A 24,483-nucleotide genomic window follows, 5' to 3' on the forward strand; every position below is an offset into this window, starting at 1 on the left:
CCATCGCTTTCACTCGACTCAGGAACGTACGCCGTCTCAATTGTTGCTTCTCCGTTTTCGTGAGAACTATTGTTTGTTTCGTACCCGACACTTTCACTTTCACCAGGATCGAGGTCGAACGTTTCGTGTTTGACTTCCTGTCCGTTAATCGAAACTGTCGCTGTCAATTCATCGAACGGAACTGAACCGATACGTTCTATCTCACCGCTGAGGCTCAAATCCTCTCCCTCGACTGGTGTATTCGCATCAAAACTAACAATCGATAGCTCCGCCTCCTTTACATCGATAGCTGTATCCGCCTCTCGCTCGCCATCGAGCTCGAGTTGGAGTTCGTTCATGTCTCCGTATCCGATATCGGTTTCGTCTACGAACGATTTCGTGGTCTGCTCACCACCATCTAACTCAACGTCTTTCCACGAATCAATTCCTTCCTCGAATTCCCCGTTCGAATCTACTCCCGAAAGCTTTGCTGTTTTTTCGACTCTTTCGTAGCCATAATTCGTGAACGTAACATTGACTGACAGCTCTTCCCCCTCCGTGATATCATCAATGCTTTCGAACTCTATTTGCAGTATCTCTTCATCAAAATTGTCGTATTCCGCTGGATCGTCTCCGACTCCAACGAAGTTGGCTTCTTCATCTGCTGTCCGTACTGTTCCATCGTCACTGATCTCTAGGTTTGTACCCCCAACTGCTATATCTGGAGATCCAGATACTTGTTCGACCGGTTCCGTTTCATCACCGTAATCAACTTCCACATCTTCTCTCCCATCCCGTGTCTGAACGACACCCTCTCTTACTACAAGCGGATCGCCGTCAACGGTTACGGCTGGCTCCGGAGGCGTTCCGTCGGCGTATGCCCCACTCACTACGAAATTATCCCCATAATGCACGACTACATCGTCATCGCTTGGGTCAGATGCATCGATAGTAGACTCGACAAGCGAAACCGTCGTTTGTGATTCTTTTCCCTCATTTAGCGCCTCGAAATCTGCACTGGTGTCGCTATCTGCCGCTCCCACCGCCACGCCAGCCCCCAGTCCGACGAGGAGTCCACAGAGGACGAGACCGACGCCGAGCACGGCTAATGCTGGCCGGATCGCTCGAGTAACTCGAGCAAGAACGACCCAACCCGGGTGCGTCCGAAATCGGAAACACGTCTGTAAAGAGAGGTACCTATCGGAACTGACTAGCGAGTGCGAGAGCGGATTCGTTTTCATCCAAACGACACCAATCGTATGTTTCAAACTGTTTGGATGGGGTATTGAAATACTCTCTGGGCGATTATTATACCTATCCTGATATATTGGGTTCGGACGGCCAACGCGCTTTTCACGTAGTTGGTGCTACGCTGACGTATAGATGTCACGGGAAGCCGGCTCTCCCAGTAGGGACGCCGACGACGATCGCGAGTTGGAATTCGATTCCGGATCGTCACGAACAACGCGAACGACGCAGTCGAGACGCACGACTCGATCGGATCGAACGCTCAGCCGTCGCGAAGCACTTGCGACCGCCGGAACGCTGTCGCTGGGTGTGGTTGCCGGCTGTTTGAGTTCCGTTCCCGGTCTCGAGGGCAACGGCCAGGAATTGGTCGAACCGACGGACCCCGGTGACGATCCGGACGGGACTCCAGAAGAGTTCCACTACTGGCTCGAGGACAACGGGATCACCGTCGACGAACTGTACCTCGACCAGGATGACAACAGTTTGCACCTCTTCTACGAGTCGACTGCTGAGGAGGAGATCGAGTCGAACGACGAAATCGTCATCATCATGCAGGTGTACACCGACGGCCTCATCGAACACGGCTCCGATATCGAGAACCTGTTCACGGAAATCCGAGGCGGCTTCGACGGACAGGCTGAAGGGTGGGGAATCCAGACGGAGTGGGCCGACCAGTATCTCGCCGAGGAAATCTCCTGGGAGGCGCTGTTCCAGACGATTATGCAAACCAGAGATTACGGCGGTGATGGTGAAACCGGTGACGACGATTCGCTAAACGAGAGCGATCTCTTGGAAGACGACGCCGGCGACCTTTCCGACGATGGAGATGAGCCGACCGACAGCGAAAGCGAATCGAGCGACGATACCGAAACCGAAGATGACGACGAGTCCGACGACGGATCTACTGACGAAGACGAATCCGACGACGGAAGCGATTCGACGACAGATTCGGAAGGGAACGAAACCGATGCAGAATGACGTTTCGAGCTGTGTTCGGGCAGTTCGCCGTTCCATTGGAAATCCTAACATTCCAAGTTCGTTGAAAATCAACGGAAACAGTAAGTACAGGTGGGGGAGATAGTTGGCCATGCATCGGATGGTGGGACATTCCCCTCGAGGAAGGTGAGAACGCAACAATGACGCTATTCGAACTCGAGCGGAACGCGGAATTCGAGAAACTCGTCGAGCATCTCGAGGCGAGCTCGAATCCCAAGGTACGGAGCCGAACGGCGGAGATACTCGGCAGTCTCGAACCCGAGGAAGCCGACAGTCGATTTCCGAGACAGGATATAGTCGACGCGCTGGTGACGGCGGCGAACGACGACGAGAGTCAGGACGTCCGTGCCTCGGCAATCGACGCCCTCGACCAGTACGGTCAGGAGGCCTTAGAGCAACTTATCGGGGAGATTATCGGCCAGAAACTCGAGGACGTTGCGGAGTGGAAAAAGGCCCAGGCGCTCGCACAGAGCTTGAACGACGATCGACCAGAACTGCGGATGGCGGCGGCGACCGGCCTCGGTCGGATTGGCGAGGATAACGTCGTGGGGCCGCTGGTCAACCAGTTGAACGACCCCAACGCGAGCGTGAGAAAACGCGTCGCTCGAGCCTGCGGTCGTATCGGAGCCGCAGAAAGCGTTCCCGGCCTCTCACAGCTCCTCCACGAGGATCAGTACGACGTTCGCGTCGAGGCCGCCTACGCGCTCGCGGATATCGGGACCGACAACGCGATCCGCGAGCTCTCGAGCGTCACCGACGCCGAGGACGAGACCTTGCGACGGATCGCCGTTGACGCGCTGGGACGGCTCGGAAGCGTCGAGGCGGTCGCACTCCTCGCGGGGGCGTTGCGCGACGACTCCGAGACGGTTCGCCGGACGGCGATGTTCTCGTTGGTGCAGTTGCTCTCTGAGGCCCCGGCGGATGCGAGCCATCAGGTTCGCGAAAAGATCGTCGGCGAGTTAGAGCAGGCTAACGCGAGCGAATCGGTGCAGCCGTTGGTCGACATCTTAGAGCAGAGTACGGAGACCGCCCAGCGCCGGAACGCGGCCTGGTTGCTCGGTCGGGTTGCGGATACCGAACATCGGAGCGAGGCACAGGACGCGTTGATCGAGACGCTAGGCGACGAGGATACGATGACCTCGAAGTTCGCCGCGACGAGTCTCTCGATGCTCGACGGAAACGGGTTAGAAAAGCGCCTGCTCGATCTCGTCGAAAACGGACACATCGACGTGGAGACCCGCGTCAAGGCGCTTTTCGTCCTCGGAAAGGTCGGCGGCGATCCGTCGCGCAAACGGCTTTCGGGATTCGTCGATCGAGTAGAGAACGACCGACTGCGCAAGCGCGGTTTCTCCGCGCTCTCGAAACTCGGCGGTGTTGGCGCACCGACCGGTGACTTCGCATGAGCAAATCCGAGACGAAACTCGCCGACGTGACGGGCCAGTTCACCCAGGTCGTCAAGGAGGGCCGGAAGCTCTCCGATACCGACTGGTCGAACGGCCGAATCGTCCTCTCGAACAAGCGATTGGTGATCGCGAGCAACAGCGGGAAGCAAACGATCCCGCTGGGGAAAATCCAGTCGATCCGCGGCCGGTACGACGTCAACCAGACGATCGCGAAAGTCTCGGACTATATCAGCATCAACGCCGGCCAGAACGTGTTTCTGGTCTCGATGGGCGAGGTCGAGGCGTTCGAACTGCAGATCCAGAAGGCGATCCTGGACGGCGAAATCGTGCTGGTCAAACACCCCGCGGTGAAAGGCGGAGTGATTCAGGACTCCTCGTGGAAGAAAGCCCGCGTCAAGATCAACGAGGGCGTCGCGAACTTCGCCGTCGAGAACGGTAACTTCGTCCAGATCGAAGTCGACGACGTCGGCACCGTCGAAAACGACGAACGAGGGGTTCGCGGACAGGAACGGCCGGTTATCGAAGCCGAACACACCGAAGAGGGCACCAGCGTCCAGACGTACCTCTCGGGCGGCGGGCAGAACTGCGCGATACTCAAGTCCGTCCTCGACCGGGGTGCCGAGAAGAACGCCTCCCAGATCGACCTCTCGAGTCAGGAACAGGAGGTGCTGATGGCGATTTACTCGGGCGTCTCGCCGTTCGAGGTGCCGGAATTCCTCGATATCGACACTGACGACGTCGAGGAGATGTACGAGCGGATGATCGAACTTGATGTCTTAGAGGAGGTCCGTGTTCGCCGCGAGGTCGCGTTGAAACCGCGCGGCCGGAACATCGCGAGCGAGTCGATGAACAGCAAGTGACTTCGCCCTCACTCCTCGCTCAGACTCTTGCCGTTCGCTACTCTTCTTTCCACTCACCGGCCTCCGTGCCGTGTATCTCCCCTTTCGCCTCGCGAGCGTTCGGCCATTTTGCGAGCACGATGATCCCGAGATAGAAGACACAGAGTACCGCGGCGACCCCGGCGCCGTGAATGCCGGGTAACTCCGCGGCTTCCGTCCACTGGGCTTCCGGGGTGAACAGCGTCACTTTCGCGACCCACGCGACGCCAAGCACCGCGAACAAGAGCGCGTAGATTCGGCGCACGCGCCGGGACAGCGCCTCGAGCGCGCTGACTTTGAACGTCGGGGAGCGTAGATCGTCGCCCAATTCTTCGCGCCACCGGGGATGTTCGACGCCGGTCGGATCGAGGGCGTTCGCGAAGACGTTTTCCTGGAAAAAGCGCACTCGAGACCGGTAGACGTCGTAGAACCGATACCGTCGAACTTCGAACGAGAGGAAAACCGAGAGGATGACGATACCGACCAAAAGCAGGTACGCGGGCATGTCCGGACTCGAGAAGACGACCGAAAGGAGGGCCGCCAGAACCGTGATCGCCCAGTTCGTCGTCTGGTCGATCCGATCCTGGGCGGTCGTCGCGTGGGCGACTTCGCCTCGGTAGTAGTGGGGCAGGGCACCGAGGAGCGATTCCGCGTCGCCTGCGATTTCGGCGGCGATCTCCTCGTCTTCGCGCTCGAGCGGTTCGTTGTCGCGGTGGTCGTCAGGCATACGATTTGGTTCGGTACGGACGGCCAAAATCCCGTAGCGGAACTGTGAGGAGTCGGAACTGTCTGCTCTTTGGAGACGCTCTGTAGGGGATACTTATCTCGAGGAAGTGACGTCCGTCGATCTACAGCCGGAATAAGCGAGTGCCTCATTGTGCTTGAGAACTGGCCGCTTTGGCTCACCGTTGCCAGCCCCTTCGTATTCGACGACGTCGAGTGTCGCGAGTCGTCGAATATCCTTGCTTCCACGTTCTTCTAGAAGCCGATAAACTCAAATAAATGAGACAGAGATTCCTTTTCACAATGAATCGAAGACCCCTTCTCGCCAGCGCTGGGACGGTGACCCTCGCAAGTCTTGCAGGTTGCTTGGGTCTTGCTGGACTCGACGAGCATTCCTCGGAACCGGGCGGTGTCGAACAAAGCGTGCTCGAGGAGACGGAGTACGAAAGCGTCGGTATCGAGGAGATACCCGTCGAAGAGGAGGTTGATTTACTGCTTTACGAAGAGAGCGTATCCGTCACCAATCAGCTAACCGAATACGAAAAATCGGTTGATATGGGACCGCTCGGCGACCGGCGCGGTGCCGTCTTTCTCGTGCTTACGACGCCACAGGTGAGTGTCTTCGGTCAAGAGTTCAATCCCGTCGAGGAGATGGATGCCGAAGAGTTAGTCGAACTCGTCGAAGACAACTACGATGACATCAGTAATATCTCACGCGAGGAAGACGATGCCATCACTATTCTCGATCAGGACACGATGCAGTCGCGATTCAGTGCCGACGCGCGATTTGACGGGGAGGATGTCGATGTCTATCTTCACGTGACTGAAGCGATCGAGAGCAACGACGATCACCTCGTGACTATCGGTGTCTATCCGGAGCCGGTGCGGATCGCAGAGGAAGAGAACGTGCTCACGCTTATGGAAAGTGTCATCGAAGAGTTCGATGCGGCTGACGGTGGGCCGTCTACCAACGAGTCGGGTGACGAAGCGAACGGCGACACTCACGAGGACGATATAGCAGATGATGACGACATTGACCTCTGAGACCGTTATCGGGCCGTCAAGTGGGGTTCTGCAATTCTCTGGGCGCTTCCTGTTGTCTACGGAATCGTCACCGGTTTCTCGTCGCGATCGGCGGTTTGAGTTGGGGAACTCGGTGAGGAGGGGTTCCGGATCCGCCTAAGAGAACGCTATTTATTGTTCTAAGCTGATATTTGGATTAGTCGTCTCTCTCAAATGGGCAATATCCTTCCTTATAGGGCTTATGGCCCCATTCAATTGAAAGTTCCTGTCTTTCGAATATTTTATACGAAGCTCTTCACACAGTGGTCGTATGGACGTTCGCGTAGGGGTAATCGTTTTTCTCGTAATGGGTGCGGCCGTGGTGGGTGGACCGACCGTGACTGCAGACGCCGCCCAATCAGATCCACTGGTCTCACAACCCGAGGACATCGACACAGACGAAGTCAGAATGAATATCGCGGTCGAATCCGATGGATCGGCTGAGTGGACGATCGAACTCTGGGTTCACCTCGACGATGCCGAGACGGTCGATGCGTTCGAATCGCTCGAGGACGATATCGACGAGGATCCAGCCGCACACACACAGGAGTTTGCGGACCGGATCGAGGCCACGGTCGACGGGGCAAGTGCGACAACGGAGCGGGAGATGTCGGCGAACGACTTTCACATCGAGACTGATCGTCAATCGTTCGCACGCGAGTACGGCGTCATCAGCTATTCGTTCCAGTGGACAGGCTTTGCCGCCGTCGAAGCTGAACGATTACACGTCGGTGATGCGATCGACGGAATAAATATCGACGACGGAACGCGATTGTTGATCGAATGGCCCGAGGAACACGAACTCGAGTCGATTTCTCCTGATCCAGACGATCAACGCCACCAAGCAGCGCTTTGGCACGGGAGCGAAACCGACTTCATCTCCGGCGAGCCGAGTCTCGTTGTCTCGCCCGCCGAGGATGGACTGAACACCATAGTCGCCGCAATCAGTGTTGGGGCCGTCGGTGTGGTCGTGATCGGTATCGGCTGGTGGTATCGAACTCGTCGAGGCGAGTCCGAACAGGCGGTTGTCGACAGCCCGCCTGCTAGCTCTGCAGATGAAACGTCTGATCACTCGGGCCCCAGTAGCGAACCATCGACCCTCCAACCGGAACTCATGAGCAACGAGGAGCAACTCCTGCATTTGCTCGAGGAAAACGGTGGGCGAATGAAACAACAGGCGGTCGTGGAGACCCTCGAGTGGACGGACGCGAAGACGAGCAAGGTCGTGAGTGGGTTGCGAGAGGAGGGGAACCTCGAGTCGTTCCGACTCGGTCGTGAGAACGTGCTTTCGTTTCCCGATGAGGGTGAGGAGGTGTCGACCGACCACTCGACGTGATGGTTTGTGGTATCTCGTTATAGATCGTGGTATACGATTGATAGATAGGGAAGAGCATCGTCCGTCTGGCGGAATCGCCAGCAGGCGGCGGGACGAAAACCGAGTTAAACCGTCGAAAACGTCGTTGAACCGCCGATAGTATCGTGATAGTCTATTAGTGGAGACTGTCTGGGGTCGAGTACAATGAGCAAAATTACACCGATCGTGCTGGCCGTGGCACTCGTTGTCTCGCTGGCTGTACTACCACTGGGGGCGGCGGGAGCCCTTGCGGATGATTCCGATCAAAGTGCACAGGACGCACAGGAACCGAACGAATCCATTGCCCCCGGAGAACGGCTAACCGGCGTTATCGGAGTGCAGGAGGCCGAGATCGACGCTGAGGTCTCGGATCGCGCGTACGGTATCAAGATTGCGAGCGCTCAGACCAACGAAACGAAAGCGGCCGTTGTTGGCGAGCAACTTGCTGATGTTGACGAACGACTTGCGTCCCTCGAGGAGCGACAGGAATCGCTCGAAGCGGAGCGCGAGGCTGGGAACATTAGCGAGGGACAGTACCGGGCCGCAGTTGCGACAATCGAAGCGGAAACCCGAACCGCCGACCGACTGGCTAACAGTACGGCGACCAATGCGAGCGAAATCCCAGCGGACACACTCGAAGAACGCGGTATCAACACCAGCGCTATTCAGGAGCTCAGCGACCGTGCGAACGAGCTTAGTGGGCCAGAAACGGCTGAAATCGCACGATCAATCGCTGGCGATTCGGTTGGTCACTCGGTTGTGAGTGATCGGGCCCCAGGTGGTCCAGTCGACGCTCCGAACGAGGGCGTCGACGGGAACGAAACGCCGGACGTTGCTGGGGGCCCGGCTGGTCTGGAACAGGAAAACGGCACTAATGACACTGCTTTTGCTGGCTCCGGGAACGGAGCTGCTGAAGAAACTCCCGGAGAGCAGGCCGAAGATAGCGATGAGGACACGGTCGGAGCGAAAGACGCTGACGAAAACGGATCCACGGATGGCGGTTCTGACGGCGAATCCTCGAGTGAAGACAACAGCGGATCCGATGTATCCACCTCGGACGACAGCTCGGACACTCACCCGTCGGATAGCGGCTTTAGCAACGCGCGACCGGCACTCGCTTAATCATGCGAGGAACAATCGCTGTCGCGGGCTTGGTGTCGCTGGTTCTGTTGAGTGCAGTAGCCACACCAGTTGCCGGCTCGAGCGGCATGCAGGACATCGCCGACCCTGCAGGTAGCGAGGAGCCGTCTCTTCACGTCCAGCTTTCCGATGACGGCGATGCAACAGTGACGCTCGTTTCGGTTTACGACATTACCGACTCGGACGAACGCGAGTCGTTCGAATCGATTCGAGCGGACGAGGGGACGCAGGCCGAACTACTCGAGCGATTCACCGATCGATTGGAATCCGTCTCGGCTGAGATCGATACGTCCGACAATACATCGATTGCCGGGGACGAGGTCAACCTCCGGTCCGCTGACGACCGCGGTATCGTGTCGCTCTCGGTAACCTGGCACGAGTTGGCGGCTGTCGATGGTGACTCGCTCGTCGTCGACGAACCGTTTGCGAGCGGTTTCGAGACCGATCGGCCGCTCGTACTCGAGGGCCCAACAGGGTCCACACTCGAGTCGTCGACACCCGAACCGACTGTCGCGGACGGTGAACGGGCGATGTGGGAGACGGAGACCGAACTGGACGGATTCGAAGCGGTCGTCGCTCCGGCGAGCGAGGAATCCGAGAATGAGGTGTCCGACGGCGAGGAGACGGAGTCTGATGGGACACCCGGGTTCGGCGGGATCGTTGCAGTCGGTTCGATCGTCGTTCTCCTCGGCCTTCGGTTACGGTAACTCGAGTCGGTTTCAAACCCCTTCGGGTGTGATCTGTTTACTGAAGCGGTGGAGTCCGTCTGCACCCACCGGGATTGTAAGAACGGGATCGTCGGAAGGGAGCTACTCGAGCAGGTTCCCGCTCACCCGACAGCCACACGGACTCGCGGTGTGGTCGGCGGGGCCGGTGCTGGTCACTCGAGTAACGGGTCGGCCACAGCGGGGACACGGCGGAACCGAGCAACCCTCATACTGTCGGCTGTAAGTCGTTCACGATTCTCGCCGCCCCGAGGGTGCGACAATCTTCACATAGTTACAGCCGGCAGTATCAGGGAACGGGTTCTTTTCGAGGCGGACTTCCCCCATCGAGGCCGAGTTCGCGGGCGAGATTCCAGCCTCGGTCCGGTTCGGGTTTGGAGCCAACCACACCGACACGACCCGCGGGTCGTCGACGGTGGCGAGCAGCGGGATGTCACGAACGCAAGCGGCGAACTGCTGTCGTCGACCTGTCGAATCGAGCACGCGCTCGAGGGGTTCGTCGGTGCGGTGATCGTCGTCGGGCATGGACTGATATGGTCTATTGTCACGATTTACCGGTGGTGAGTCGAACCGTGTGAGACGAGCCTCGGTGGAGGAGCGAAGCGAGTCAACCGTTGCAACCGCAGGACGGTCGCGGTTGCTCCGGCAATGACTTACAATAGTCCGTATGACTCGATACCGACGGCCAAATACCGTACCGGACCCGTGAGATGGGGGATCAGCCGTCTTTTCGTACATCCGCTCACGTGGAACAAATCACCGCGTTGCGCGGTCGGGAACTGTCGGCCGTTCGTCTTCCCACGTGAGCGAATTTATTATCGTTGGAAGGTGAGCCATTCGTCGATCGAACACGTTCAGCGGGTGAGTGTCGAGGTAGTTCCCCGGGACTCGCTGTACGGTCTCTCCCTCGAAATCGACCTGTAGATGGCATTCACCGAGATCCGTGTGCGTTTCATCCTGATGCCATCCGACCATGAGTTGCCGTTCCGGCTCGACCCATTGGATCCAATACCAGTCGAATTCGTTGTTCGGTGGAAAGTCAAATGAAACGTGAAGTTCTGCCTCACTAACGGCGTAGGGGGTATCGAGAAATGATGGGGCGTCGACTTGAGCGCGAACACCGGCTTTGTTCCCGGCTGCCGTCCGATACCACACCCGTTGTATCGGCGAGCTTTCGTTATCTACTCGTGTCCGGAGATTCGTATGGAGGCGCGTGAGGAGCGTCCGTTTGTCGAGATTCGCCCGGTTTGCAAGGAATATCATCTCCTAGGTGGCCGAAGCTGGCGATCCGTTCGATGGATTCGAACCGTGACGGAGCGACTTCGCGTCGTCGTACAACTGGAGAGCGTGTTTTACAAGTCGCTTATTGTCTTCGTAGCGTTCCCACTGACGGAGTATCGAATTTCGGCGGCGAATCTCCGCACTCGTTAGCTCCTCGTCGGTGAGCGTGCCCTCGAGATCTGACCGGGTTTCGACGGCGAATTCGTCGGCCCACTCGTCGATCTCCGCCTGAATATCTGCGATCTGCTCGCGGAGTTCGTCCCTAGTGTGGGTATTGATCAGTTCGGCGACTTCGTCGAAATATCGGCGCTGGTAGTTCGGTGCGTATTTCACGTTGCCGTCGTCTCCGTCCACGGCCCGTATCTGACTGAACTCCACAAGCATCTCGAGTTCGTCCTTTGCAGTCTGCCACGAGGAGATCTGTGCTTCTTCTTTCACCCACTCGACGGACCGCGGTTGCGTGAGCGTCGTCGCAATCTCTCTGACGCGCTCGCGGGCCGTTAACCCGTCAGTCCACGATTCGAGCCCGGAATCGGTCATACGCATCGTACTCGTCACACTCTATTATATATTGTGGTGGCTCTCAGATATACGAGACGTCCCTCGAGCGGTCGCTCGTCCCTTGCGAACTGTTGCTGGCGGTCACACTCGTTTTAGTGAAAAGCAACGCTGTCGGAACTCGTCTCGAGCAGTCCCCTACTCGAGCAGGTTCCCGCTCACCCGACAGCCACACGGACTCGCGGTGTGGTCGGCGGGACCGGTGCTGGTCACTCGAGTAACGGGTCGGCCACAGTGGGGACAGAGCGGGAACGGACAGTCCGCCGGATCCAGGTCCGTCTCGTTCGCCCAGTCGGGGGCCGAATCGGGGGCGCTCTCGAAGTCTGACTCACAATCGGTACTCGAGTCGCGCTCGGAGTCGCTCACGCCGAGACCACCCGTGGACCCTCATCGGTGACGACCAGCGGGATCTCTCGAACCGAGCAGTGGACCGCCGTCCGTGGCCCGCCGGACTCGAGGACGCGCTCGATCGCCTCGGGGTCGATTTCGTCGGCCAGCCGGTAGACATCTCGCGAGAGTCCGTGGGCCTCGAGCGTTTCGACGATTTCGACGGTGAGGGGGGCACTCGAGGCGGTCATCGCGGCTGACCTCCGGACCGGGCGGTCTGGGCTGGCAATCGCTCGAGGGCGCTGGTATCTGGTATTCGATTCAGGTGTCGGACGGGATGTTTAAGCCCGCGGAGAATGAATCCGAACATGGTTGACAAACCCTCTCGGGTTTGGAAGCCACGTCTCGGGTGCTTGGCTCACCCGGGGCATTTCAATACAAAACGCCCCCGTGTGCGGAGTCCATGACTTCCATTTGGGCTGATGTGCTGTAGTGTCATATAATTACTGTTATGGACTGAAAATAACGTCTGTACTTGCTGACTGTCCGCATTTCCGGCACCTGTTTTCGACCCGACACCTCCCGTTTCGGGTGGAACACCGTTCGCCCTGTGGGAACGCCCACCGTGGCTATGTCTTGCGGTTTGGGAACTGTTCTCGAGTGGAAGCGAACGGGTTCGAATCGGGGCGTAATCGGTCGCGTCTGCTTTTCTGAGATCGGGTCTCCGCGCTAGTCTCTTCGTACAGAATTTGCTGGAACACGCGACCGGCGGCCGGTCACGCGGATGCCGGTGATTTGGAAGTGGTCGTCAAACCCATCTAGCGTTGTGAAATACTTCTTTCTATGACTGACAAGTGACAGATAACTTCCACAACTCGAGATATTGTCATGACACGGATGGCGCGTCACAACAGCTATATCGATGCAGAACGAACGGGAAGGCAAGATGGCGACGAACAACGACAAAATCCAGTTCCGGGGGAAAACTGAAAAGGAGGCGACACAGATCGTCGATCAGATGCGCCTCGGAGGAATCAACACCAGTGAGCTTGCTCGACAGGGCCTGCAGGAGAAACTGCGAGAAACGCTTTCCGACGAGGAGAAAATCACTCTCCACCAGCGGTACAAACAAGGAGAGCTCTCTGAAGAGATTGCAGAGATCCTGCTCGGCGATGCGTTGGAGGAGATCGAGCGCGAACGGACGGCCTTCGAGGAGGCTTCGGAGCTTGATACAACGGGAATCTTCCAAGAATAAGGATGGAAACCGATGATGTGCGCCATCCAGTTATCGTCGATACGGATGCATTGATTGCCGTTGCGAACACGAATCTCTGGTCTCGAATCACGGAGAATCTGACGCTGACGACGACGAACGTTTGTTATCAGGAGCTCGAGCGCCACGCTCGGGAGATGTCCGAATATGCACCCGAAGGGACTCGCGAGCAGTGGGTTCACAATGGAAGCAAGATTGCCTGCGAACCGTTCGACGATGCCGAGAACGAGTCGTTTACCGTGGTTCCATGCGTTCCCCGACCGCACGGAGAGGATGCTGGTGAGAAGTCGATAACGCGTGAGATTGAACAGCATCTCGAGATGTACAGATTTGCGATTTTAATGGATAAACACGGCCGTCGGTCTAGTAATCGGGTGTTCGATGAGGCATCGGAAACGACTGGGAAGGCGGTTGCGCCACCGTTTTTGCTGTATTTGCTACTGCGCGAGGACGAATGCACTGTCGCGGAGTTTTGTCGAGCGTGCGGTGAACTGCTTCGCGGAGAAGGATGGACGGGATATCTGGCGATTCAGGCATCCTGGGAAGCAATTCCGGTCGATTGTTCGCAGTATCTCCCGAATACACTGCTTCCGGAATAGAACCCACCTCCTAGAAGCCTTAGAACTCGAATTCGTATTCCGGACGGACGAAATTGTCGTCCTTTGCATCCTGAATCCCTTCCCACAGATCTGTTTCATCCCAGTCGATATCCTCGTCCGGGGTGTCGGATCGGGAGTCAGACTTACTCATACGTCTCTTTATGTTGTGGTGGAGGATAAATATGGCAGTCACAGATACTGCCGAAGAACAAATCTCGAGTACAGTGAATACGACGAGTCCTCCAAGATGTTAGGAGTGCGTTTCGTTCGCTCTCTGCTCGAGGTAGCCCACATCGCGCTCGAGCGACCCTGTCGTTGGTCCGAGAAGTTGCTCATCCACCGCGTAGATAGATTAGTGTGCTGTGCAAAACCGCTACGTTCGTTCCCGCCAAATGTGGGAATATGCTAAAAGTAGATTCGAACGGACGAGTCGTCCTTCCGCAGGAGCTTCGAGAACGGCTCGGGATGACGCCCGGGACAGAGGTGAAGATCTACGAGGAGAGCGGAACGGCGGTCGTCGAACCCGAAGATACCCCCGAACAGAGTATCGAATGCATGGACCGTCTCGTTGCGGAAACGGCTTCAGAAGACGGGGAGACGGCCCCGGTTGACGACGGTGGTGATCCAATTGCCCGGAAGCACCGGGATGCTGTTCGAAGCGGTGTAGCAAACACTACTGACGAGTGATGTGACGTTGAATTTCGAGCCGCCATCTCGTCGACGTGCGCTCGAGATCCAGAAGGCGGGTTCGACCGGCGGCGCTCAGGAGTGGGTTTCGTCCGAGTTCTGCTTGAGGTAGCTCACGTCGCGCTCGAGTTCGTACCCGCGCGGGACGCCGATCCCGTCGAGGCAGTCGTCACAGACCGGCTTGGCGTACGTGCGATTGTTTCGTTTCCCCAGCACGTTGACGTCGTCCAGCGACGTGAGTTCGTCACAGCGACTACACTCGACTTTGGTCCCGTCGATGATGTCCATGGGGAAGAAATTCAGGCCGGTGGGCTTAAGTGTCCCGTCCGAATTAACTGATGGATATTTTATGGTATGGCCGATCGGCAAGTAGAATTAAATAGGAAAACGCGACGACGGCAAGTAGATTTAAGGTATATCGCCATCGGCAAGTAGAGTTATATAGTGTCAGAAATGGCGAATAGACTTAATACAGGTTAGTTAGAAATCGTTGATACGTTCCGGCAGTTCCCAGCGGAGGCACACACGAACTTCGGGGGTGGTGCTGGACGCAAACACAACTAACAATGTTCGAACGAATCACAGACGAAGAAGAACGCGGTCAGGTGGGTATCGGTACACTCATCGTGTTCATCGCGATGGTGCTTGTCGCAGCGATTGCGGCAGGTGTACTGATTAACACCGCCGGTCTGCTGCAGTCGCAGGCGGAGGCAACGGGTCAGGAGAGTACAGCACAGGTTTCCAACGTCGTCCAAATAGAATCAGCTACCGGTCAAGTAGCTGGCTCGGGTGACGTTCTCACTGATGTCGACCTCGAGTTCAATGATATAGGTGATGATGATCCCAACGATGCAACTGATATCACAGTAATCGCTGATGGTGAGGAACTCGCAAATGAAGACGATATTGCCTCACTTGAAGAAGAATTGACTGGTCTGGATCTCTCCAGTGTTGATGAGATTGATATGGTTGTTGATGACGGCAGCGACAACACAGACTCTTCCACACTTGATGTTCACGAAAGCTACGTGGATGAAAATGGAGCCATTGAAATTCAAGTTGACTACAACGACCATGGTGCCGCTGACAATGTGAACCTCGACATCTACAGTCCACTGAACTTCGACCAGAACCCAGAGACGCTCATTACGTTCTACGATGAGATCGGAGAACTTGACAACATAGAAGTGGATTACGGTGGAGGGCAAATTGAAAGTGGTACACCTCACCTTGATGCGGATTTCACTGGTGAAGACCTCTCTGATGGAGATAATGAAGTTTCAGTGACCGTCACTGCTCCTGAAGAGTACGAGGACGAGGACGCCACCATCGAAGTCGACGCTCGTGCGATCGACAACGGTGTCAACATCGTGGACAACAACGATGGCGGAATTGACCTTCAGATGGGTGCTTCCTACGAAAGCAGCGGGGTTGGTGACTACATCGAAAGCGTCTCGATGATGGTTTCCCTCGGACCCGGTGCTGACGCAGTCGACCTCGAGGCAGCGACCTTCGAATTCGTCGGCGAAGAAACCGAGCGCGGACAGGCCGGTGACCTTCAGAACCTCGATATCGAGGACCTCGAAGGTAACAGTCTCTCTGAGGGCGACCTCAATGATGCTGTCCTTACCTCGGACGAACGCTATCAGATTGAACTGAGCCTCAACGGCGGCGGAAACGAGAACTTCACGCCAATCGATGCAGGTAGCTCAGCCGAGTTTACGATCGTCACCGCTGACAGTGCACAGACCACCGAGGTCCTGATGGCACCGTCGACGCTGACGTCCGACGCAATCAGTCTCTAAACCGGTTTAGAGACCTCGCGGGTAATTATATTTATTGATGCTCGAGACGGCCACTGACGAAGAGAGACGCGCACAAGTAGGCATTGGGACGCTTGTCCTGTTCGTAGCGATGGTGCTCATCGCTGCGGTCGCGGCGGGCGTCCTGATGAACACTGCTGGCGTCCTTCAGTCACAGGCCGAAGCGACCGGGCAGGAGAGTACAGCGGAGGTCTCGAACACCCTCGAGGTGTACACCTCAGTCGGGACTCTCGACGAAAACGGACACATCGAGACGGTCGATATGACGGTCAGTTTAGGCCCCGGCTCCAACCCCATCGACCTCGGGAACATCGTCATCGACTATCTCGGGCCGAACGACCACGCCTACGTCAAAGGCGAGCACGTCGCCGTCGACGGCTCCGAGGGCACGGTGCTCGAGGACGGCTCCGACCGCGGGACGATCACGCTCGAGCTCGAGGAGAAAGCCCAACCGCTCGAGCCGGGCGACGGCGCGGCGATTACGATTATCACCAACGACGGAGCCCAGATCAGCCAGGAACTCGTCGTGCCGACCACCCTCAACGGTGAAGAGGGCGAGAAGGTTCGGCTCTGACTGAGTAATTATCGAACTCGATACTACTACGGCCTTTTTGCCGATCCGAATTGTTTTCCCCACCGAACAACATAGTGGATTCAATGACTGATGACTGGCCTGACAAGCGCCGGGAAATTGCTTACTCCGAAGCGCGGGCAGTCATCGACTCGCAAAACGGCACGATGGCAGATATCGATGATAAGGCGATGCGGACTGTCCGGCTGAACGCGGTCCTGCTCGGGTTACTCGTGACAGGACTGCAGTTTGCCCCAGAGATGTTTCAACAGAGGCTACTCCAGGCTGCCTTTGTACTCCTTATTGTCTCAACAGTGTGCGGAATCATTACCTATAACGAATCAAATCTGTACGTCGGGCCTCGAGGTGAGTACGTCGAAGACCTTGCGAAAGACGATTTTCCGAATTCTCCCTGGGAGAAGGATCTACTCGAGACAATGGCTGGAATGATTGCCGAGAATTACGACGATATACAGCGCAATTCTACGTGGTTGACACGCACACAGATTGCCTTGGTCCTCGGTATCATCAGTGCTGTCGCAGCCGTAGCTATTTAATGCCACAACTCGTACGGACAGGTATGAGCGCTGAGAGCCGGGAGAAAGCTGAGGAAAAAGGCCAGAAGAGCGGTAAGGGGTCGGAGCTTGTTTCCAAAGCCGTCGAGAAGGTAACTGGCAGCGACGACGAAGACGATAGCTGAGTAGTGAACAGTACGACCGACTGCTTACGTCTCCGCTCACGGTAAAATTCAACAGCGTACGTATTCCCAACACTTCGCTTAGGGACTACTCGGAGCCATCGACAAAGATGGAACCGCCGAGACTATTGATATGACGGTCAGTTTAGGCCCCGGCTCCAACCCCATCGACCTCGGGAACATCGTCATCGACTATCTCGGGCCGAACGACCACGCCTACGTCAAAGGCGAGCACGTCGCCGTCGACGGCTCCGAGGGCACGGTGCTCGAGGACGGCTCCGACCGCGGGACGATCACGCTCGAGCTCGAGGAGAAAGCCCAACCGCTCGAGCCGGGCGACGGTGCGGCGATTACGATCATCACCAACGACGGAGCCCAGATCAGCCAGGAACTCGTCGTGCCGACCACCCTCCAGGGCGATGCGGGCGAGAAAATCCGCCTCTGAGCGCCCGCCTCGACCGCTGTGTTTGGATTTTGCGGCCTCCCCGTCCCTCCTCGAGTATTCATTTGTCCTCCCCCTCGAGTACCGATTTGTCCTCTTCGAGTACCCCGCTCGGTGAGCGCGCGACCACCTCGAGATTCGCGCCTGTCTCACCGGCAGAACTATTTCTTGAAAGACACCTCTTGTGAAGACTCAACCCACGAACTAGCAATAAGTTTCATAGTGGTATCCTCGAAATCCCGGAACGGGGTCAGGGAGCGACCGATTACGGATGTGAGAGGCACCGAAAATCGACTCCCGCAGCGCCCCGAACTGATCTCTATCAAAAAGGCCATCCCCCGGCCTTTTTCCGACGCAACTATCACTCCTTGCTATCGGGCTGTCGCTCTCTTATCACCGGCTGTCGCCCGCTTACCGGGTGGCTATCAACACTCCTCGCGGCGACGTTACTCGAACGACACTAACGACCGTTCTCGAGTCGCACCGTTCCCCGTCCTCGTACGCGTTGGGGTGGCCGATAGTTCGCGGTAGTCGCCAGTCGGTTTCGAGAAAAGGAACCGGGGCTGTTGTCCGTTACCCGTTGGTTTCGTTCCCGTCCTCGTCATCGTCCGTATCCTCCTCATCCTCATCCGGATCTTCCTCCTCTTCATCCGGATCTTCCTCCTCTTCATCTGGATCCTCTTCCTCCTCATCCAGATCTTCCTCCTCTTCAGCTGGATCCTCTTCCTCCTCAGCCGGATCCTCTTCAGCCGGATCTTCCTCCTCTTCAGCTGGATCCTCTTCCTCTGCGGGGTCCTCGTCTTCGGGAGCCGCTGGATCCTCTTCTTCGGGGTCCTCTCCGTCGTCATTGCAACCGGCCAGCGCAACTGCGAGACCGGATCCGGCGAGTACGGTCAATCGTCGTCGTGTAAGCGTGGGTTCTGTCATGCTGCACTCGAGTCTGAGTCTGTGAGAGGGAATAATACGGTTTGATCGTCCAAGCCGTTAACTCAACTTACCTGTAATTCAGTCGGATTATGGATTCTGAATCGTCGATAAGTCGCCCGTACTACTGAAAATAGGCTCGTATTCACCTCCCGATCAAAACCCCTAGACGGAGTCGTGCTGAAAGGGGCCTTCTCCCCGAAAAAATGTTAAGTTGAAGTTTATCGACTACCTGCCCTCCAGAATCCTCTCACTACGCATTCGTTCGCCAACTAGAGGTACCCCGTCAACGGACTTTTAATTGGTACCATTTCACAATAAACGTTCTCGAGCGGCGAATGCTCGAGTTCGTTCGATCTGCGGGCACACCGCGGCTCCGGTCGAGCGGAAATCACCCCCTGTAGACTCTCGTTTCCGAGACGCCGTCCCTGCTTTTGTGCCTAATTGTCCTGACACTTGCTATCATTCGATGGCCAGAGCGTTTTTGCACGTGCATTGTGTCTCGGAGAACTAATGGGGTTTAGCACGAGCGCTGCGGTTGCGGTTATGCTCATCGGCTTTCTCCTAGCGGCGGGTGTTCTGTTCCCGGCGGTGTTTGCGGCCGGTAGCGATACCGGCAGTGCGTTCTCGGCCCAGGCGGATCAAACTCGAGACCAGATAAACACCGCTATCGACATCTCGACGTTCTCCGAAATCGACGGCGAACCGACCGTCGTCGCGAGCAACGACGGAACGACGACCATCGACGTGATGAAAGTCGACGTTTTGGTCAACGGAGTGTACGTTCACTACGATCACTATACGACCGCCGTCGTGACCGAAACGGCCGGCGGAGAGACCGAATCGAACGGCGAAACCGATATTTGGCATCCGGGCTCGGACCTCGAGATCGTACTCGATTTCGACGAAGTTTCCGCTATCGACGAGGAAGACGTAGAGCGCGTCAAGCTCGTCACCGAGTACGGAATCACGGACAGCGCCGAATACGAGGGGAGTGAGTAGATGGCAAGCGTTTCAGCGACACATCTTATTCTGTTTATCGCGAGTATCGTGGTCGCGGCGGGTATCGCGGGCACGCTCGTCATCGAGGTCGACAACTTGAGCGGGGCGATCGAAACGCAGGGCTCGGCGACGTCCACGGAGATCGAAACGGAGATCAATATCGTTAGCGACGCCGGCCAACCGGATTCGATCTACGACGCCGGCGATGAAGAAACCAACGAGCGGATAACCCTCTACGTCAAGAACATCGGCTCCGAGCACCTCGAGGCCCATCATTCGGCCGTCGATATCCTTGTCAACGGCCAGTACGTCTCGAGCGATCACACGGAACTCGAGCATCTGTACGCCGACAGTAGCTCCTGGCAGACGGGTGACGTGGTCGAACTGACGATCGATCTCGAGGAGGCAAACGGCGATATCGTGATCGATGGCGACACGAGCACGACGGTGATCGTCAACGACAACGAGGACAGCATCGACTTCCACGTCGAGAACGGCGGAGAATAACTCTGATGCGGTGACTCACACATGGTACTGGACTTCAGCGGACTCGGTGGCGATGACGAATCGGACGACATGAGCGGCGGCGACGACCTGATGGGTGGTGCCGACGACGGGCTGATGGGCGACGAGACGATGTTCGCCGACGACGAGGACGACGATTCGGAGATGGAAATCACCTATCAGCTCGACGAAATCGAGAAGGAGGTCGAATCCCTCGAGAACAAAGTCGAGACCGTTCGCGGCGAGAACGAGCAGATCAGTGACTCCATCACGACCGTCGAGAAGAACGTCGACAAACTCGTCGACCTCTATGAAATCGTCACCGAGGGTGTCAACCCCTTCGCCGCCGACCAGGAGATCGGCAACGCCTTCGACACGGAAGAGGGCGGGATGTTCGGCGGCGATGACGATGATCTCGGCGGTGAGATCGACGAGGAAATCGTCGACGCGGAGGCGAACGATTTCCTCGACGACGAGATCGAAGATGAGGACGAAGACGACGGGTTCGGCGACGAGTTCGACGAGGACGGCTCGCTCGAGGACGATGAGTTTACAGACGACGGACTCGAGGACGATGCGTTCTCCGACACGCTCGGTGACGACGAGGATGCGTCGGGAGACGACTCGGAACTCGACGACGAAATCGAGACGTCCTCGCTCGAGGACGAGGTCGCCGAAGAGACACAACCCGATCCGTCCGCCCAGTCTGCGGTCGACGGGATCGACGTCGGCGAAAACGGCCAGGTTGGCGATCCGCCGTATCTCGCCGTCCAGCCCTCGAGAAGCGACGCGGAGCTGGTGACAATCGAGTGGCTCACCTTCCTCGTCGAGACGGTTGGCGTTCCCGGTGCGGCCCAGACGATCGCGTATTACGAGTCGGTCGGCTGGATCTCGCCGCCGGTCGAGACGTACTTACAATCGATGCTCAACGGCTTCGGCGACGACTCACAGCCGGCGACGGAGATCGTCTCGGACCCCGAACCGAAGTCGGTCCTCGAGACCGACGAACACAAGCAAAGTTTGCAGTACATCGCCTGGATCGCGACGCCGGAGCAGGCACCGGAGCTGCTGACCGATGGCTCCGTCCAGGAGGCGATAACCCAGCCGGAGCAGTAGGCGACTGGCCGGTAATTTTGTATACAGCGCACCGACACGTACCAATAACGAACGGTGATGGTCACGGCTCCGACACGGCGGTCACTTTCACCGGGTCGGTGCCCGTCAGGGACCTTCCTCGGCGGCCGTGACTGCGTCGATGCGTCGGGTGACCGTCTCAGCGTGGTGTCCTGCGCTGGAGTGTTACGGGGCGCTGTAGTGCTACGGGATGCTGTAGTGCTACGGGGTGCTGTATTGCTCCGGTGTCGACACCGCACGCGACGAAACTGGCGGACGAAAACGGTTGACGAAGATTATGGGAATCGCAGATAACACGGCGGCGGCGGCCAACGTTAGCGGATCCATCATCCGCTCGTACGAGGAGATGGAACTCCCGGCGAAGTACTACGTGCTGGGGGTCTTGGTCCCCGCCTTCCTGTTTTTCCTCGGGACGTTTGTCGTCGCCTTCCTGCTGGACATCTTTCTGTTCGTCCGGTTGCTGGTTCCCGTTCTCGGGCTGTTGGTCTTCGCGACGGCGCTCGGCTATCCGCGTCTCGCCGTGGACAGTCGCCGAATCGAGATGGAACAGCGGTTCCACCTGCTCGTAATTCACATGACGGTCCTGTCGACGACCAACATCGACCGGATGGAGGTTCTTCGCCAGCTCGCAAGGGAGGATCAGTACGGCGAGCTGGCCGACGAGATTCAGCGGATCGTCGACCTGGTCGACGTCTGGCACCTGAGCCTCGGGGACGCCTGCCGCCGCCGAGCCAAGGCCGTCCCGAGCGAGTCGGTGACGGACCTGTTCGAACGGATGGCCTACACCTTGGAAGCCGGCCAGGAGTTGGACAAGTTCCTGCTCGAGGAACAGGAGGTCCTGATCGAGCAGTACTCGACGGTCTACAGGCAGTCGATGAACAACTTAGACGTCATCAAGGACCTCTACCTGTCGATGATCATTTCGATGACGTTCGCGCTCGTGTTCGCGATCGTGCTTCCGCTGTTGTCGGGGACGAACCCAACGCTGACCGTTTCGCTCGTCATCGTCATGTTCATGTTCGTCCAGATCGGCTTTTTCTTCGTCATTCAGGCGGTCGTCCCGAACGATCCGATCTGGTACCTCGAGGAGGGCTACCGGACGAAAACGAAACAGCGGATGCTCGCGTCGACGATCGCCGGGTTTTCGCTCAGCCTCTTTTTCGTCGTCATGATGACGCTCGTCTTCTTCCGACTGATTCCGCCGCTGTTCCCGGTGCGGTCGATTCCGCTGTTGTTGTATATGCCTATCGCGACGCTCCCGATGTTGATTCCCGGACTCGTATTCTGGTATGAGGAGAAGAACACCTTCGAGCGGGATCGGGAGTTCCCGAACTTTATCCGGGCGCTCGGGACGACCGAGAGCGCAAAGCAAGCCACGACGGGAGAGGTGCTCGACACGCTCCGGACGAAAGATTTCGGGCCGTTGTCCGAGAATATCGACAACCTCTATCGGCGGCTGAACATGCGACTGAGCACGGAGAAGTCCTGGCGGTATTTCACCGGCGAGGCGAACTCGTTCCTGATCCAGAAGTTCAGTAACATGTACCTGATCGGTCGGGAGATGGGTGGCGGCCCGAAACGTCTCGGCGAACTCATCAGCACGAACATGAACGTCATTCTCAACCTTCGTGAGGAGCGAAAACAGAAGGTGACGACGCTCGTCGGCGTCGTGTACGGGATCTCGGTCGCCGCGACGTTCGCGTTGTTCATCGGATTGGAACTGGCCGTGATGCTCTCGGGCTTCGATATCGACACCGGCGAGAACATCGTTTCTGGATCGTTGATTCATACGGATCAGTACAACGTCTACGTCCTTCGATACCTGATCGTCCTCGTCCTGATCTTCAACGCGTTCATCTCGTCGCTCGTGTTGCGACTGGCCGACGGCGGTCACTTCGGAAACTCTTACCTCCACTTCACGGCGTTGCTCTGGATCGGTGGCGTCACCGGCGCGCTCACCCAGCGGTTGATCGATATGCTCATCTCAGTCGATATGTGATTCCGGTGGCCACAAGAGCAATAACCTTCTCATCGAAAAAACCGCACAGAGATGACCCAGGGACCACGACACTTCGGAATGCGTTCGCGTGCGGTCGAATCGGTACACAGCGGAATGTTGTTGTTCGGCTACGCGCTCGTGCTCGCGTTTTTCATGGCCGGCGTAATCTTCCTCAACGGCTCGTAGAACGGGCCGCTCGTCCCTCGATTCGATCCCGGTACGTTCGATTTCAGATCGTTCCCGAGGCTACTGAGGTCGAATGTTGATCGCGGAGAAGCCGTGTTTTAACTGCACATCGCCGCTACTCGAGTTCTGCGAGCAAATCGCCGATCGTACTCGACTCGCTGAGACCGTGTTTTCCGATCGCTTGTCGGATCCGATTCTCGGTCAGTGGCGCGTTGAACTCGGATCTGGCGAGCAAGATCGAGACTGCACGAGTCGTCGGCGTGTTCTGTGAGACGCTCTGGGCGTACCAGAGGACGAGGTTGTCGAACGTTCCGACGACATCGTCCGAGGCGGTCCGGTGTCGGACAGTGTTGTCGTCGAACTGCGAGATGAGATCGATTGCGTACCTCGAATCGAGTCGCTCGAGCTCGTCGGCGAGGACGGTCCGAGCGGCTTCGGGGCTCCGTATCTCTCCCCGTGTCCCCGGCCGGTCGGATCCCCCGCTTCCGTGGCTGGCCCCCGAGCGGGCTGGTTCGGTTGATCGGGACCGGGGCTCGAGTGACTCTTCCTGTGACACGTTCGGCGGGCTCTTGTTCGGCGAGACGACGTACCGACTGTCCGAAATCTCTGCCACGTACGGGCTCTCGGAGATATCTAGATCGTCGGGCGAGAGAATTCCCCCGCTGTCAGCGGGTGCTTGCTGTTCCTCGGGCAGAACAGGCGGAACGTCTGCGTTTTCTTTCGGGTCGTCGGTGTTACCGTCTGTCATGGCCCATCCCTCTACACTGGACTTCGAGCCGGGGGAGAAAGAATCCTTCGCCCAACCTGAGGGTGTGAAAATCTGAACTGTCTGCTGGGATGTCAGCGCTGTTACTCGGTGAATACCCGTCCCTTATCAGTCATTCCACAGTTCTACATGCGCAGATGTAACCTCTGTTGGCGTTTCTCTTTCGTCGTTTTCGACGACTCGTCTCAGCATCCCAGCTCCG

The 24,483-nt window shown here is 57.4% G+C and carries 29 protein-coding genes; 19 read left to right on the forward strand and 10 right to left on the reverse strand.

Features of this window, described 5'->3' with window-relative positions; translation table 11 throughout:
* The first annotated feature begins 1,362 nt into the window (after positions 1 to 1,362).
* The 3 genes from ACYQ14_RS11400 (at position 1,363) to ACYQ14_RS11410 (ending at position 4,486) form a co-directional block, all read left to right on the forward strand.
* On the forward strand, positions 1,363 to 2,205 hold the full coding sequence (locus ACYQ14_RS11400; RefSeq protein ID WP_459888242.1) for a DUF8159 domain-containing protein: 843 nt from the start codon (positions 1,363 to 1,365) through the stop codon (positions 2,203 to 2,205).
* 158 nt (positions 2,206 to 2,363) lie between these two features.
* Positions 2,364 to 3,626 carry a HEAT repeat domain-containing protein gene (locus tag ACYQ14_RS11405; protein ID WP_459888244.1) on the forward strand — a complete coding sequence of 421 codons (1,263 nt, stop codon included), beginning with the start codon at positions 2,364 to 2,366 and terminating at the stop codon, positions 3,624 to 3,626.
* Entirely contained in the window at positions 3,623 to 4,486 is an 864-nt protein-coding gene (locus ACYQ14_RS11410) for a CheF family chemotaxis protein (protein ID WP_459888247.1), read from the forward strand. The genes ACYQ14_RS11405 and ACYQ14_RS11410 overlap by 4 nt, the downstream gene beginning before the upstream one ends.
* A 37-nt stretch (positions 4,487 to 4,523) precedes the next feature.
* Here ACYQ14_RS11410 and ACYQ14_RS11415 read toward each other — a convergent pair whose 3' ends face one another.
* Positions 4,524 to 5,231, reverse strand: coding sequence for a DUF2270 domain-containing protein (locus ACYQ14_RS11415; RefSeq protein ID WP_459888250.1), 708 nt, complete (start codon positions 5,229 to 5,231; stop codon positions 4,524 to 4,526).
* Positions 5,232 to 5,530: 299 nt separating this feature from the next.
* On the opposite strand from ACYQ14_RS11415, the gene ACYQ14_RS11420 reads away from it, so the two are divergent.
* The 4 genes from ACYQ14_RS11420 to ACYQ14_RS11435 all read left to right on the forward strand — a co-directional run bounded on the left by ACYQ14_RS11420 (position 5,531) and on the right by ACYQ14_RS11435 (position 9,490).
* Positions 5,531 to 6,271, forward strand: coding sequence for a DUF6517 family protein (locus tag ACYQ14_RS11420; protein WP_459888253.1), 741 nt, complete (start codon positions 5,531 to 5,533; stop codon positions 6,269 to 6,271).
* Positions 6,272 to 6,560: 289 nt separating this feature from the next.
* A complete protein-coding gene (locus ACYQ14_RS11425) occupies positions 6,561 to 7,625 on the forward strand; it encodes a helix-turn-helix transcriptional regulator (protein WP_459888256.1) in 1,065 nt (354 codons plus the stop codon).
* A gap of 183 nt (positions 7,626 to 7,808) precedes the next feature.
* On the forward strand, positions 7,809 to 8,765 hold the full coding sequence (locus ACYQ14_RS11430) for a hypothetical protein (RefSeq protein WP_459888258.1): 957 nt from the start codon (positions 7,809 to 7,811) through the stop codon (positions 8,763 to 8,765).
* Between the two features lie 2 nt (positions 8,766 to 8,767).
* Complete coding sequence (locus ACYQ14_RS11435; RefSeq protein ID WP_459888261.1) at positions 8,768 to 9,490, forward strand: DUF7345 domain-containing protein; 723 nt, start codon at positions 8,768 to 8,770, stop codon at positions 9,488 to 9,490.
* A 249-nt stretch (positions 9,491 to 9,739) separates the two neighbouring features.
* Here the strand turns inward: ACYQ14_RS11435 and ACYQ14_RS11440 are convergent, their stop codons facing one another.
* The 5 genes from ACYQ14_RS11440 to ACYQ14_RS11460 form a co-directional block, all read right to left on the reverse strand.
* The gene (locus ACYQ14_RS11440) at positions 9,740 to 10,033 is read right to left on the reverse strand and encodes a hypothetical protein (RefSeq protein ID WP_459888264.1); all 294 of its coding nucleotides are present in this window, start codon (positions 10,031 to 10,033) and stop codon (positions 9,740 to 9,742) included.
* Between the two features lie 231 nt (positions 10,034 to 10,264).
* Positions 10,265 to 10,483, reverse strand: a complete 219-nt coding sequence (locus ACYQ14_RS11445; protein ID WP_459888267.1) for a hypothetical protein — start codon at positions 10,481 to 10,483, stop codon at positions 10,265 to 10,267.
* Between the two features lie 291 nt (positions 10,484 to 10,774).
* A complete protein-coding gene (locus tag ACYQ14_RS11450; RefSeq protein ID WP_459888270.1) occupies positions 10,775 to 11,329 on the reverse strand; it encodes a DUF7342 family protein in 555 nt (184 codons plus the stop codon).
* Positions 11,330 to 11,485: 156 nt separating this feature from the next.
* Positions 11,486 to 11,713: a hypothetical protein gene (locus ACYQ14_RS11455; RefSeq protein ID WP_459888272.1), complete on the reverse strand. Its 228-nt coding sequence runs from the start codon at positions 11,711 to 11,713 to the stop codon at positions 11,486 to 11,488.
* Positions 11,710 to 11,925, reverse strand: a complete 216-nt coding sequence (locus ACYQ14_RS11460) for a hypothetical protein (RefSeq protein WP_459888274.1) — start codon at positions 11,923 to 11,925, stop codon at positions 11,710 to 11,712. Before ACYQ14_RS11460 ends, ACYQ14_RS11455 begins: the two co-directional genes overlap by 4 nt.
* 671 nt (positions 11,926 to 12,596) lie before the next feature.
* On the opposite strand from ACYQ14_RS11460, the gene ACYQ14_RS11465 reads away from it, so the two are divergent.
* Together ACYQ14_RS11465 and ACYQ14_RS11470 are read left to right on the forward strand one after the other, a co-directional pair.
* A complete protein-coding gene (locus tag ACYQ14_RS11465) occupies positions 12,597 to 12,929 on the forward strand; it encodes a DUF8065 family protein (RefSeq protein WP_459888276.1) in 333 nt (110 codons plus the stop codon).
* A gap of 2 nt (positions 12,930 to 12,931) precedes the next feature.
* Positions 12,932 to 13,546, forward strand: a complete 615-nt coding sequence (locus ACYQ14_RS11470) for a hypothetical protein (protein WP_459888278.1) — start codon at positions 12,932 to 12,934, stop codon at positions 13,544 to 13,546.
* A 19-nt stretch (positions 13,547 to 13,565) separates the two neighbouring features.
* Here ACYQ14_RS11470 and ACYQ14_RS11475 read toward each other — a convergent pair whose 3' ends face one another.
* Entirely contained in the window at positions 13,566 to 13,697 is a 132-nt protein-coding gene (locus tag ACYQ14_RS11475) for a hypothetical protein (protein WP_459888280.1), read from the reverse strand.
* Between the two features lie 251 nt (positions 13,698 to 13,948).
* Here ACYQ14_RS11475 and ACYQ14_RS11480 point away from each other — a divergent pair, with 251 nt between their 5' ends.
* On the forward strand, positions 13,949 to 14,233 hold the full coding sequence (locus ACYQ14_RS11480) for an AbrB/MazE/SpoVT family DNA-binding domain-containing protein (protein WP_459888283.1): 285 nt from the start codon (positions 13,949 to 13,951) through the stop codon (positions 14,231 to 14,233).
* Between the two features lie 75 nt (positions 14,234 to 14,308).
* Here ACYQ14_RS11480 and ACYQ14_RS11485 read toward each other — a convergent pair whose 3' ends face one another.
* The gene (locus ACYQ14_RS11485) at positions 14,309 to 14,521 is read right to left on the reverse strand and encodes a hypothetical protein (protein ID WP_459888285.1); all 213 of its coding nucleotides are present in this window, start codon (positions 14,519 to 14,521) and stop codon (positions 14,309 to 14,311) included.
* Positions 14,522 to 14,799: 278 nt separating this feature from the next.
* Here ACYQ14_RS11485 and ACYQ14_RS11490 point away from each other — a divergent pair, with 278 nt between their 5' ends.
* The 4 genes from ACYQ14_RS11490 (at position 14,800) to ACYQ14_RS11505 (ending at position 17,769) form a co-directional block, all read left to right on the forward strand.
* Positions 14,800 to 16,038 (forward strand): flagellin, encoded by a 1,239-nt coding sequence (locus tag ACYQ14_RS11490; protein WP_459888287.1) that lies wholly within the window; start codon positions 14,800 to 14,802, stop codon positions 16,036 to 16,038.
* Between the two features lie 37 nt (positions 16,039 to 16,075).
* On the forward strand, positions 16,076 to 16,630 hold the full coding sequence (locus ACYQ14_RS11495) for a flagellin (protein WP_459888290.1): 555 nt from the start codon (positions 16,076 to 16,078) through the stop codon (positions 16,628 to 16,630).
* An 83-nt stretch (positions 16,631 to 16,713) separates the two neighbouring features.
* Positions 16,714 to 17,184, forward strand: a complete 471-nt coding sequence (locus ACYQ14_RS11500) for a hypothetical protein (protein WP_459888293.1) — start codon at positions 16,714 to 16,716, stop codon at positions 17,182 to 17,184.
* A gap of 240 nt (positions 17,185 to 17,424) precedes the next feature.
* Positions 17,425 to 17,769, forward strand: a complete 345-nt coding sequence (locus tag ACYQ14_RS11505) for a hypothetical protein (RefSeq protein WP_459890054.1) — start codon at positions 17,425 to 17,427, stop codon at positions 17,767 to 17,769.
* A 570-nt stretch (positions 17,770 to 18,339) separates the two neighbouring features.
* On the opposite strand, the gene ACYQ14_RS11510 is transcribed toward ACYQ14_RS11505, so the two are convergent.
* Entirely contained in the window at positions 18,340 to 18,693 is a 354-nt protein-coding gene (locus ACYQ14_RS11510; protein WP_459888296.1) for a hypothetical protein, read from the reverse strand.
* Positions 18,694 to 19,203: 510 nt separating this feature from the next.
* On the opposite strand from ACYQ14_RS11510, the gene ACYQ14_RS11515 reads away from it, so the two are divergent.
* From ACYQ14_RS11515 to ACYQ14_RS11535, 5 genes are all read left to right on the forward strand, one after another.
* Positions 19,204 to 19,692, forward strand: a complete 489-nt coding sequence (locus tag ACYQ14_RS11515) for a flagellin (protein WP_459888299.1) — start codon at positions 19,204 to 19,206, stop codon at positions 19,690 to 19,692.
* A complete protein-coding gene (arlG, locus tag ACYQ14_RS11520; protein WP_283835783.1) occupies positions 19,693 to 20,199 on the forward strand; it encodes an archaellum stator protein ArlG in 507 nt (168 codons plus the stop codon). It abuts the gene before it with no gap.
* 21 nt (positions 20,200 to 20,220) lie between these two features.
* Positions 20,221 to 21,312, forward strand: a complete 1,092-nt coding sequence (locus ACYQ14_RS11525; RefSeq protein ID WP_459888302.1) for a FlaD/FlaE family flagellar protein — start codon at positions 20,221 to 20,223, stop codon at positions 21,310 to 21,312.
* Between the two features lie 295 nt (positions 21,313 to 21,607).
* The gene (flaJ, locus tag ACYQ14_RS11530; RefSeq protein ID WP_459888305.1) at positions 21,608 to 23,329 is read left to right on the forward strand and encodes an archaellar assembly protein FlaJ; all 1,722 of its coding nucleotides are present in this window, start codon (positions 21,608 to 21,610) and stop codon (positions 23,327 to 23,329) included.
* A 51-nt stretch (positions 23,330 to 23,380) separates the two neighbouring features.
* On the forward strand, positions 23,381 to 23,515 hold the full coding sequence (locus tag ACYQ14_RS11535; RefSeq protein WP_283835786.1) for a hypothetical protein: 135 nt from the start codon (positions 23,381 to 23,383) through the stop codon (positions 23,513 to 23,515).
* 115 nt (positions 23,516 to 23,630) lie between these two features.
* Here ACYQ14_RS11535 and ACYQ14_RS11540 read toward each other — a convergent pair whose 3' ends face one another.
* Positions 23,631 to 24,263, reverse strand: a complete 633-nt coding sequence (locus ACYQ14_RS11540; protein ID WP_459888309.1) for a DUF7500 family protein — start codon at positions 24,261 to 24,263, stop codon at positions 23,631 to 23,633.
* Positions 24,264 to 24,483 lie beyond the last annotated feature (220 nt).

The organism is Halostagnicola bangensis, assembly GCF_054653435.1.

What these genes read in the sequence shown, in the direction of transcription:
- ACYQ14_RS11400 (WP_459888242.1), top strand. Translation starts at nt 1,363, where the DNA reads ATGTCACGGGAAGCCGGCTCTCCCAGTAGGGACGCCGACGACGATCGC.
- ACYQ14_RS11405 (WP_459888244.1), top strand. Translation starts at nt 2,364, where the DNA reads ATGACGCTATTCGAACTCGAGCGGAACGCGGAATTCGAGAAACTCGTC.
- ACYQ14_RS11410 (WP_459888247.1), top strand. Translation starts at nt 3,623, where the DNA reads ATGAGCAAATCCGAGACGAAACTCGCCGACGTGACGGGCCAGTTCACC.
- ACYQ14_RS11415 (WP_459888250.1), bottom strand. Translation starts at nt 5,231, where the DNA reads ATGCCTGACGACCACCGCGACAACGAACCGCTCGAGCGCGAAGACGAG.
- ACYQ14_RS11420 (WP_459888253.1), top strand. Translation starts at nt 5,531, where the DNA reads ATGAATCGAAGACCCCTTCTCGCCAGCGCTGGGACGGTGACCCTCGCA.
- ACYQ14_RS11425 (WP_459888256.1), top strand. Translation starts at nt 6,561, where the DNA reads ATGGACGTTCGCGTAGGGGTAATCGTTTTTCTCGTAATGGGTGCGGCC.
- ACYQ14_RS11430 (WP_459888258.1), top strand. Translation starts at nt 7,809, where the DNA reads ATGAGCAAAATTACACCGATCGTGCTGGCCGTGGCACTCGTTGTCTCG.
- ACYQ14_RS11435 (WP_459888261.1), top strand. Translation starts at nt 8,768, where the DNA reads ATGCGAGGAACAATCGCTGTCGCGGGCTTGGTGTCGCTGGTTCTGTTG.
- ACYQ14_RS11440 (WP_459888264.1), bottom strand. Translation starts at nt 10,033, where the DNA reads ATGCCCGACGACGATCACCGCACCGACGAACCCCTCGAGCGCGTGCTC.
- ACYQ14_RS11445 (WP_459888267.1), bottom strand. Translation starts at nt 10,483, where the DNA reads ATGGTCGGATGGCATCAGGATGAAACGCACACGGATCTCGGTGAATGC.
- ACYQ14_RS11450 (WP_459888270.1), bottom strand. Translation starts at nt 11,329, where the DNA reads ATGACCGATTCCGGGCTCGAATCGTGGACTGACGGGTTAACGGCCCGC.
- ACYQ14_RS11460 (WP_459888274.1), bottom strand. Translation starts at nt 11,925, where the DNA reads ATGACCGCCTCGAGTGCCCCCCTCACCGTCGAAATCGTCGAAACGCTC.
- ACYQ14_RS11465 (WP_459888276.1), top strand. Translation starts at nt 12,597, where the DNA reads ATGCAGAACGAACGGGAAGGCAAGATGGCGACGAACAACGACAAAATC.
- ACYQ14_RS11470 (WP_459888278.1), top strand. Translation starts at nt 12,932, where the DNA reads ATGGAAACCGATGATGTGCGCCATCCAGTTATCGTCGATACGGATGCA.
- ACYQ14_RS11475 (WP_459888280.1), bottom strand. Translation starts at nt 13,697, where the DNA reads ATGAGTAAGTCTGACTCCCGATCCGACACCCCGGACGAGGATATCGAC.
- ACYQ14_RS11480 (WP_459888283.1), top strand. Translation starts at nt 13,949, where the DNA reads ATGCTAAAAGTAGATTCGAACGGACGAGTCGTCCTTCCGCAGGAGCTT.
- ACYQ14_RS11485 (WP_459888285.1), bottom strand. Translation starts at nt 14,521, where the DNA reads ATGGACATCATCGACGGGACCAAAGTCGAGTGTAGTCGCTGTGACGAA.
- ACYQ14_RS11490 (WP_459888287.1), top strand. Translation starts at nt 14,800, where the DNA reads ATGTTCGAACGAATCACAGACGAAGAAGAACGCGGTCAGGTGGGTATC.
- ACYQ14_RS11495 (WP_459888290.1), top strand. Translation starts at nt 16,076, where the DNA reads ATGCTCGAGACGGCCACTGACGAAGAGAGACGCGCACAAGTAGGCATT.
- ACYQ14_RS11500 (WP_459888293.1), top strand. Translation starts at nt 16,714, where the DNA reads ATGACTGATGACTGGCCTGACAAGCGCCGGGAAATTGCTTACTCCGAA.
- ACYQ14_RS11510 (WP_459888296.1), bottom strand. Translation starts at nt 18,693, where the DNA reads ATGACAGAACCCACGCTTACACGACGACGATTGACCGTACTCGCCGGA.
- ACYQ14_RS11515 (WP_459888299.1), top strand. Translation starts at nt 19,204, where the DNA reads ATGGGGTTTAGCACGAGCGCTGCGGTTGCGGTTATGCTCATCGGCTTT.
- arlG (WP_283835783.1), top strand. Translation starts at nt 19,693, where the DNA reads ATGGCAAGCGTTTCAGCGACACATCTTATTCTGTTTATCGCGAGTATC.
- ACYQ14_RS11525 (WP_459888302.1), top strand. Translation starts at nt 20,221, where the DNA reads ATGGTACTGGACTTCAGCGGACTCGGTGGCGATGACGAATCGGACGAC.
- flaJ (WP_459888305.1), top strand. Translation starts at nt 21,608, where the DNA reads ATGGGAATCGCAGATAACACGGCGGCGGCGGCCAACGTTAGCGGATCC.
- ACYQ14_RS11535 (WP_283835786.1), top strand. Translation starts at nt 23,381, where the DNA reads ATGACCCAGGGACCACGACACTTCGGAATGCGTTCGCGTGCGGTCGAA.
- ACYQ14_RS11540 (WP_459888309.1), bottom strand. Translation starts at nt 24,263, where the DNA reads ATGACAGACGGTAACACCGACGACCCGAAAGAAAACGCAGACGTTCCG.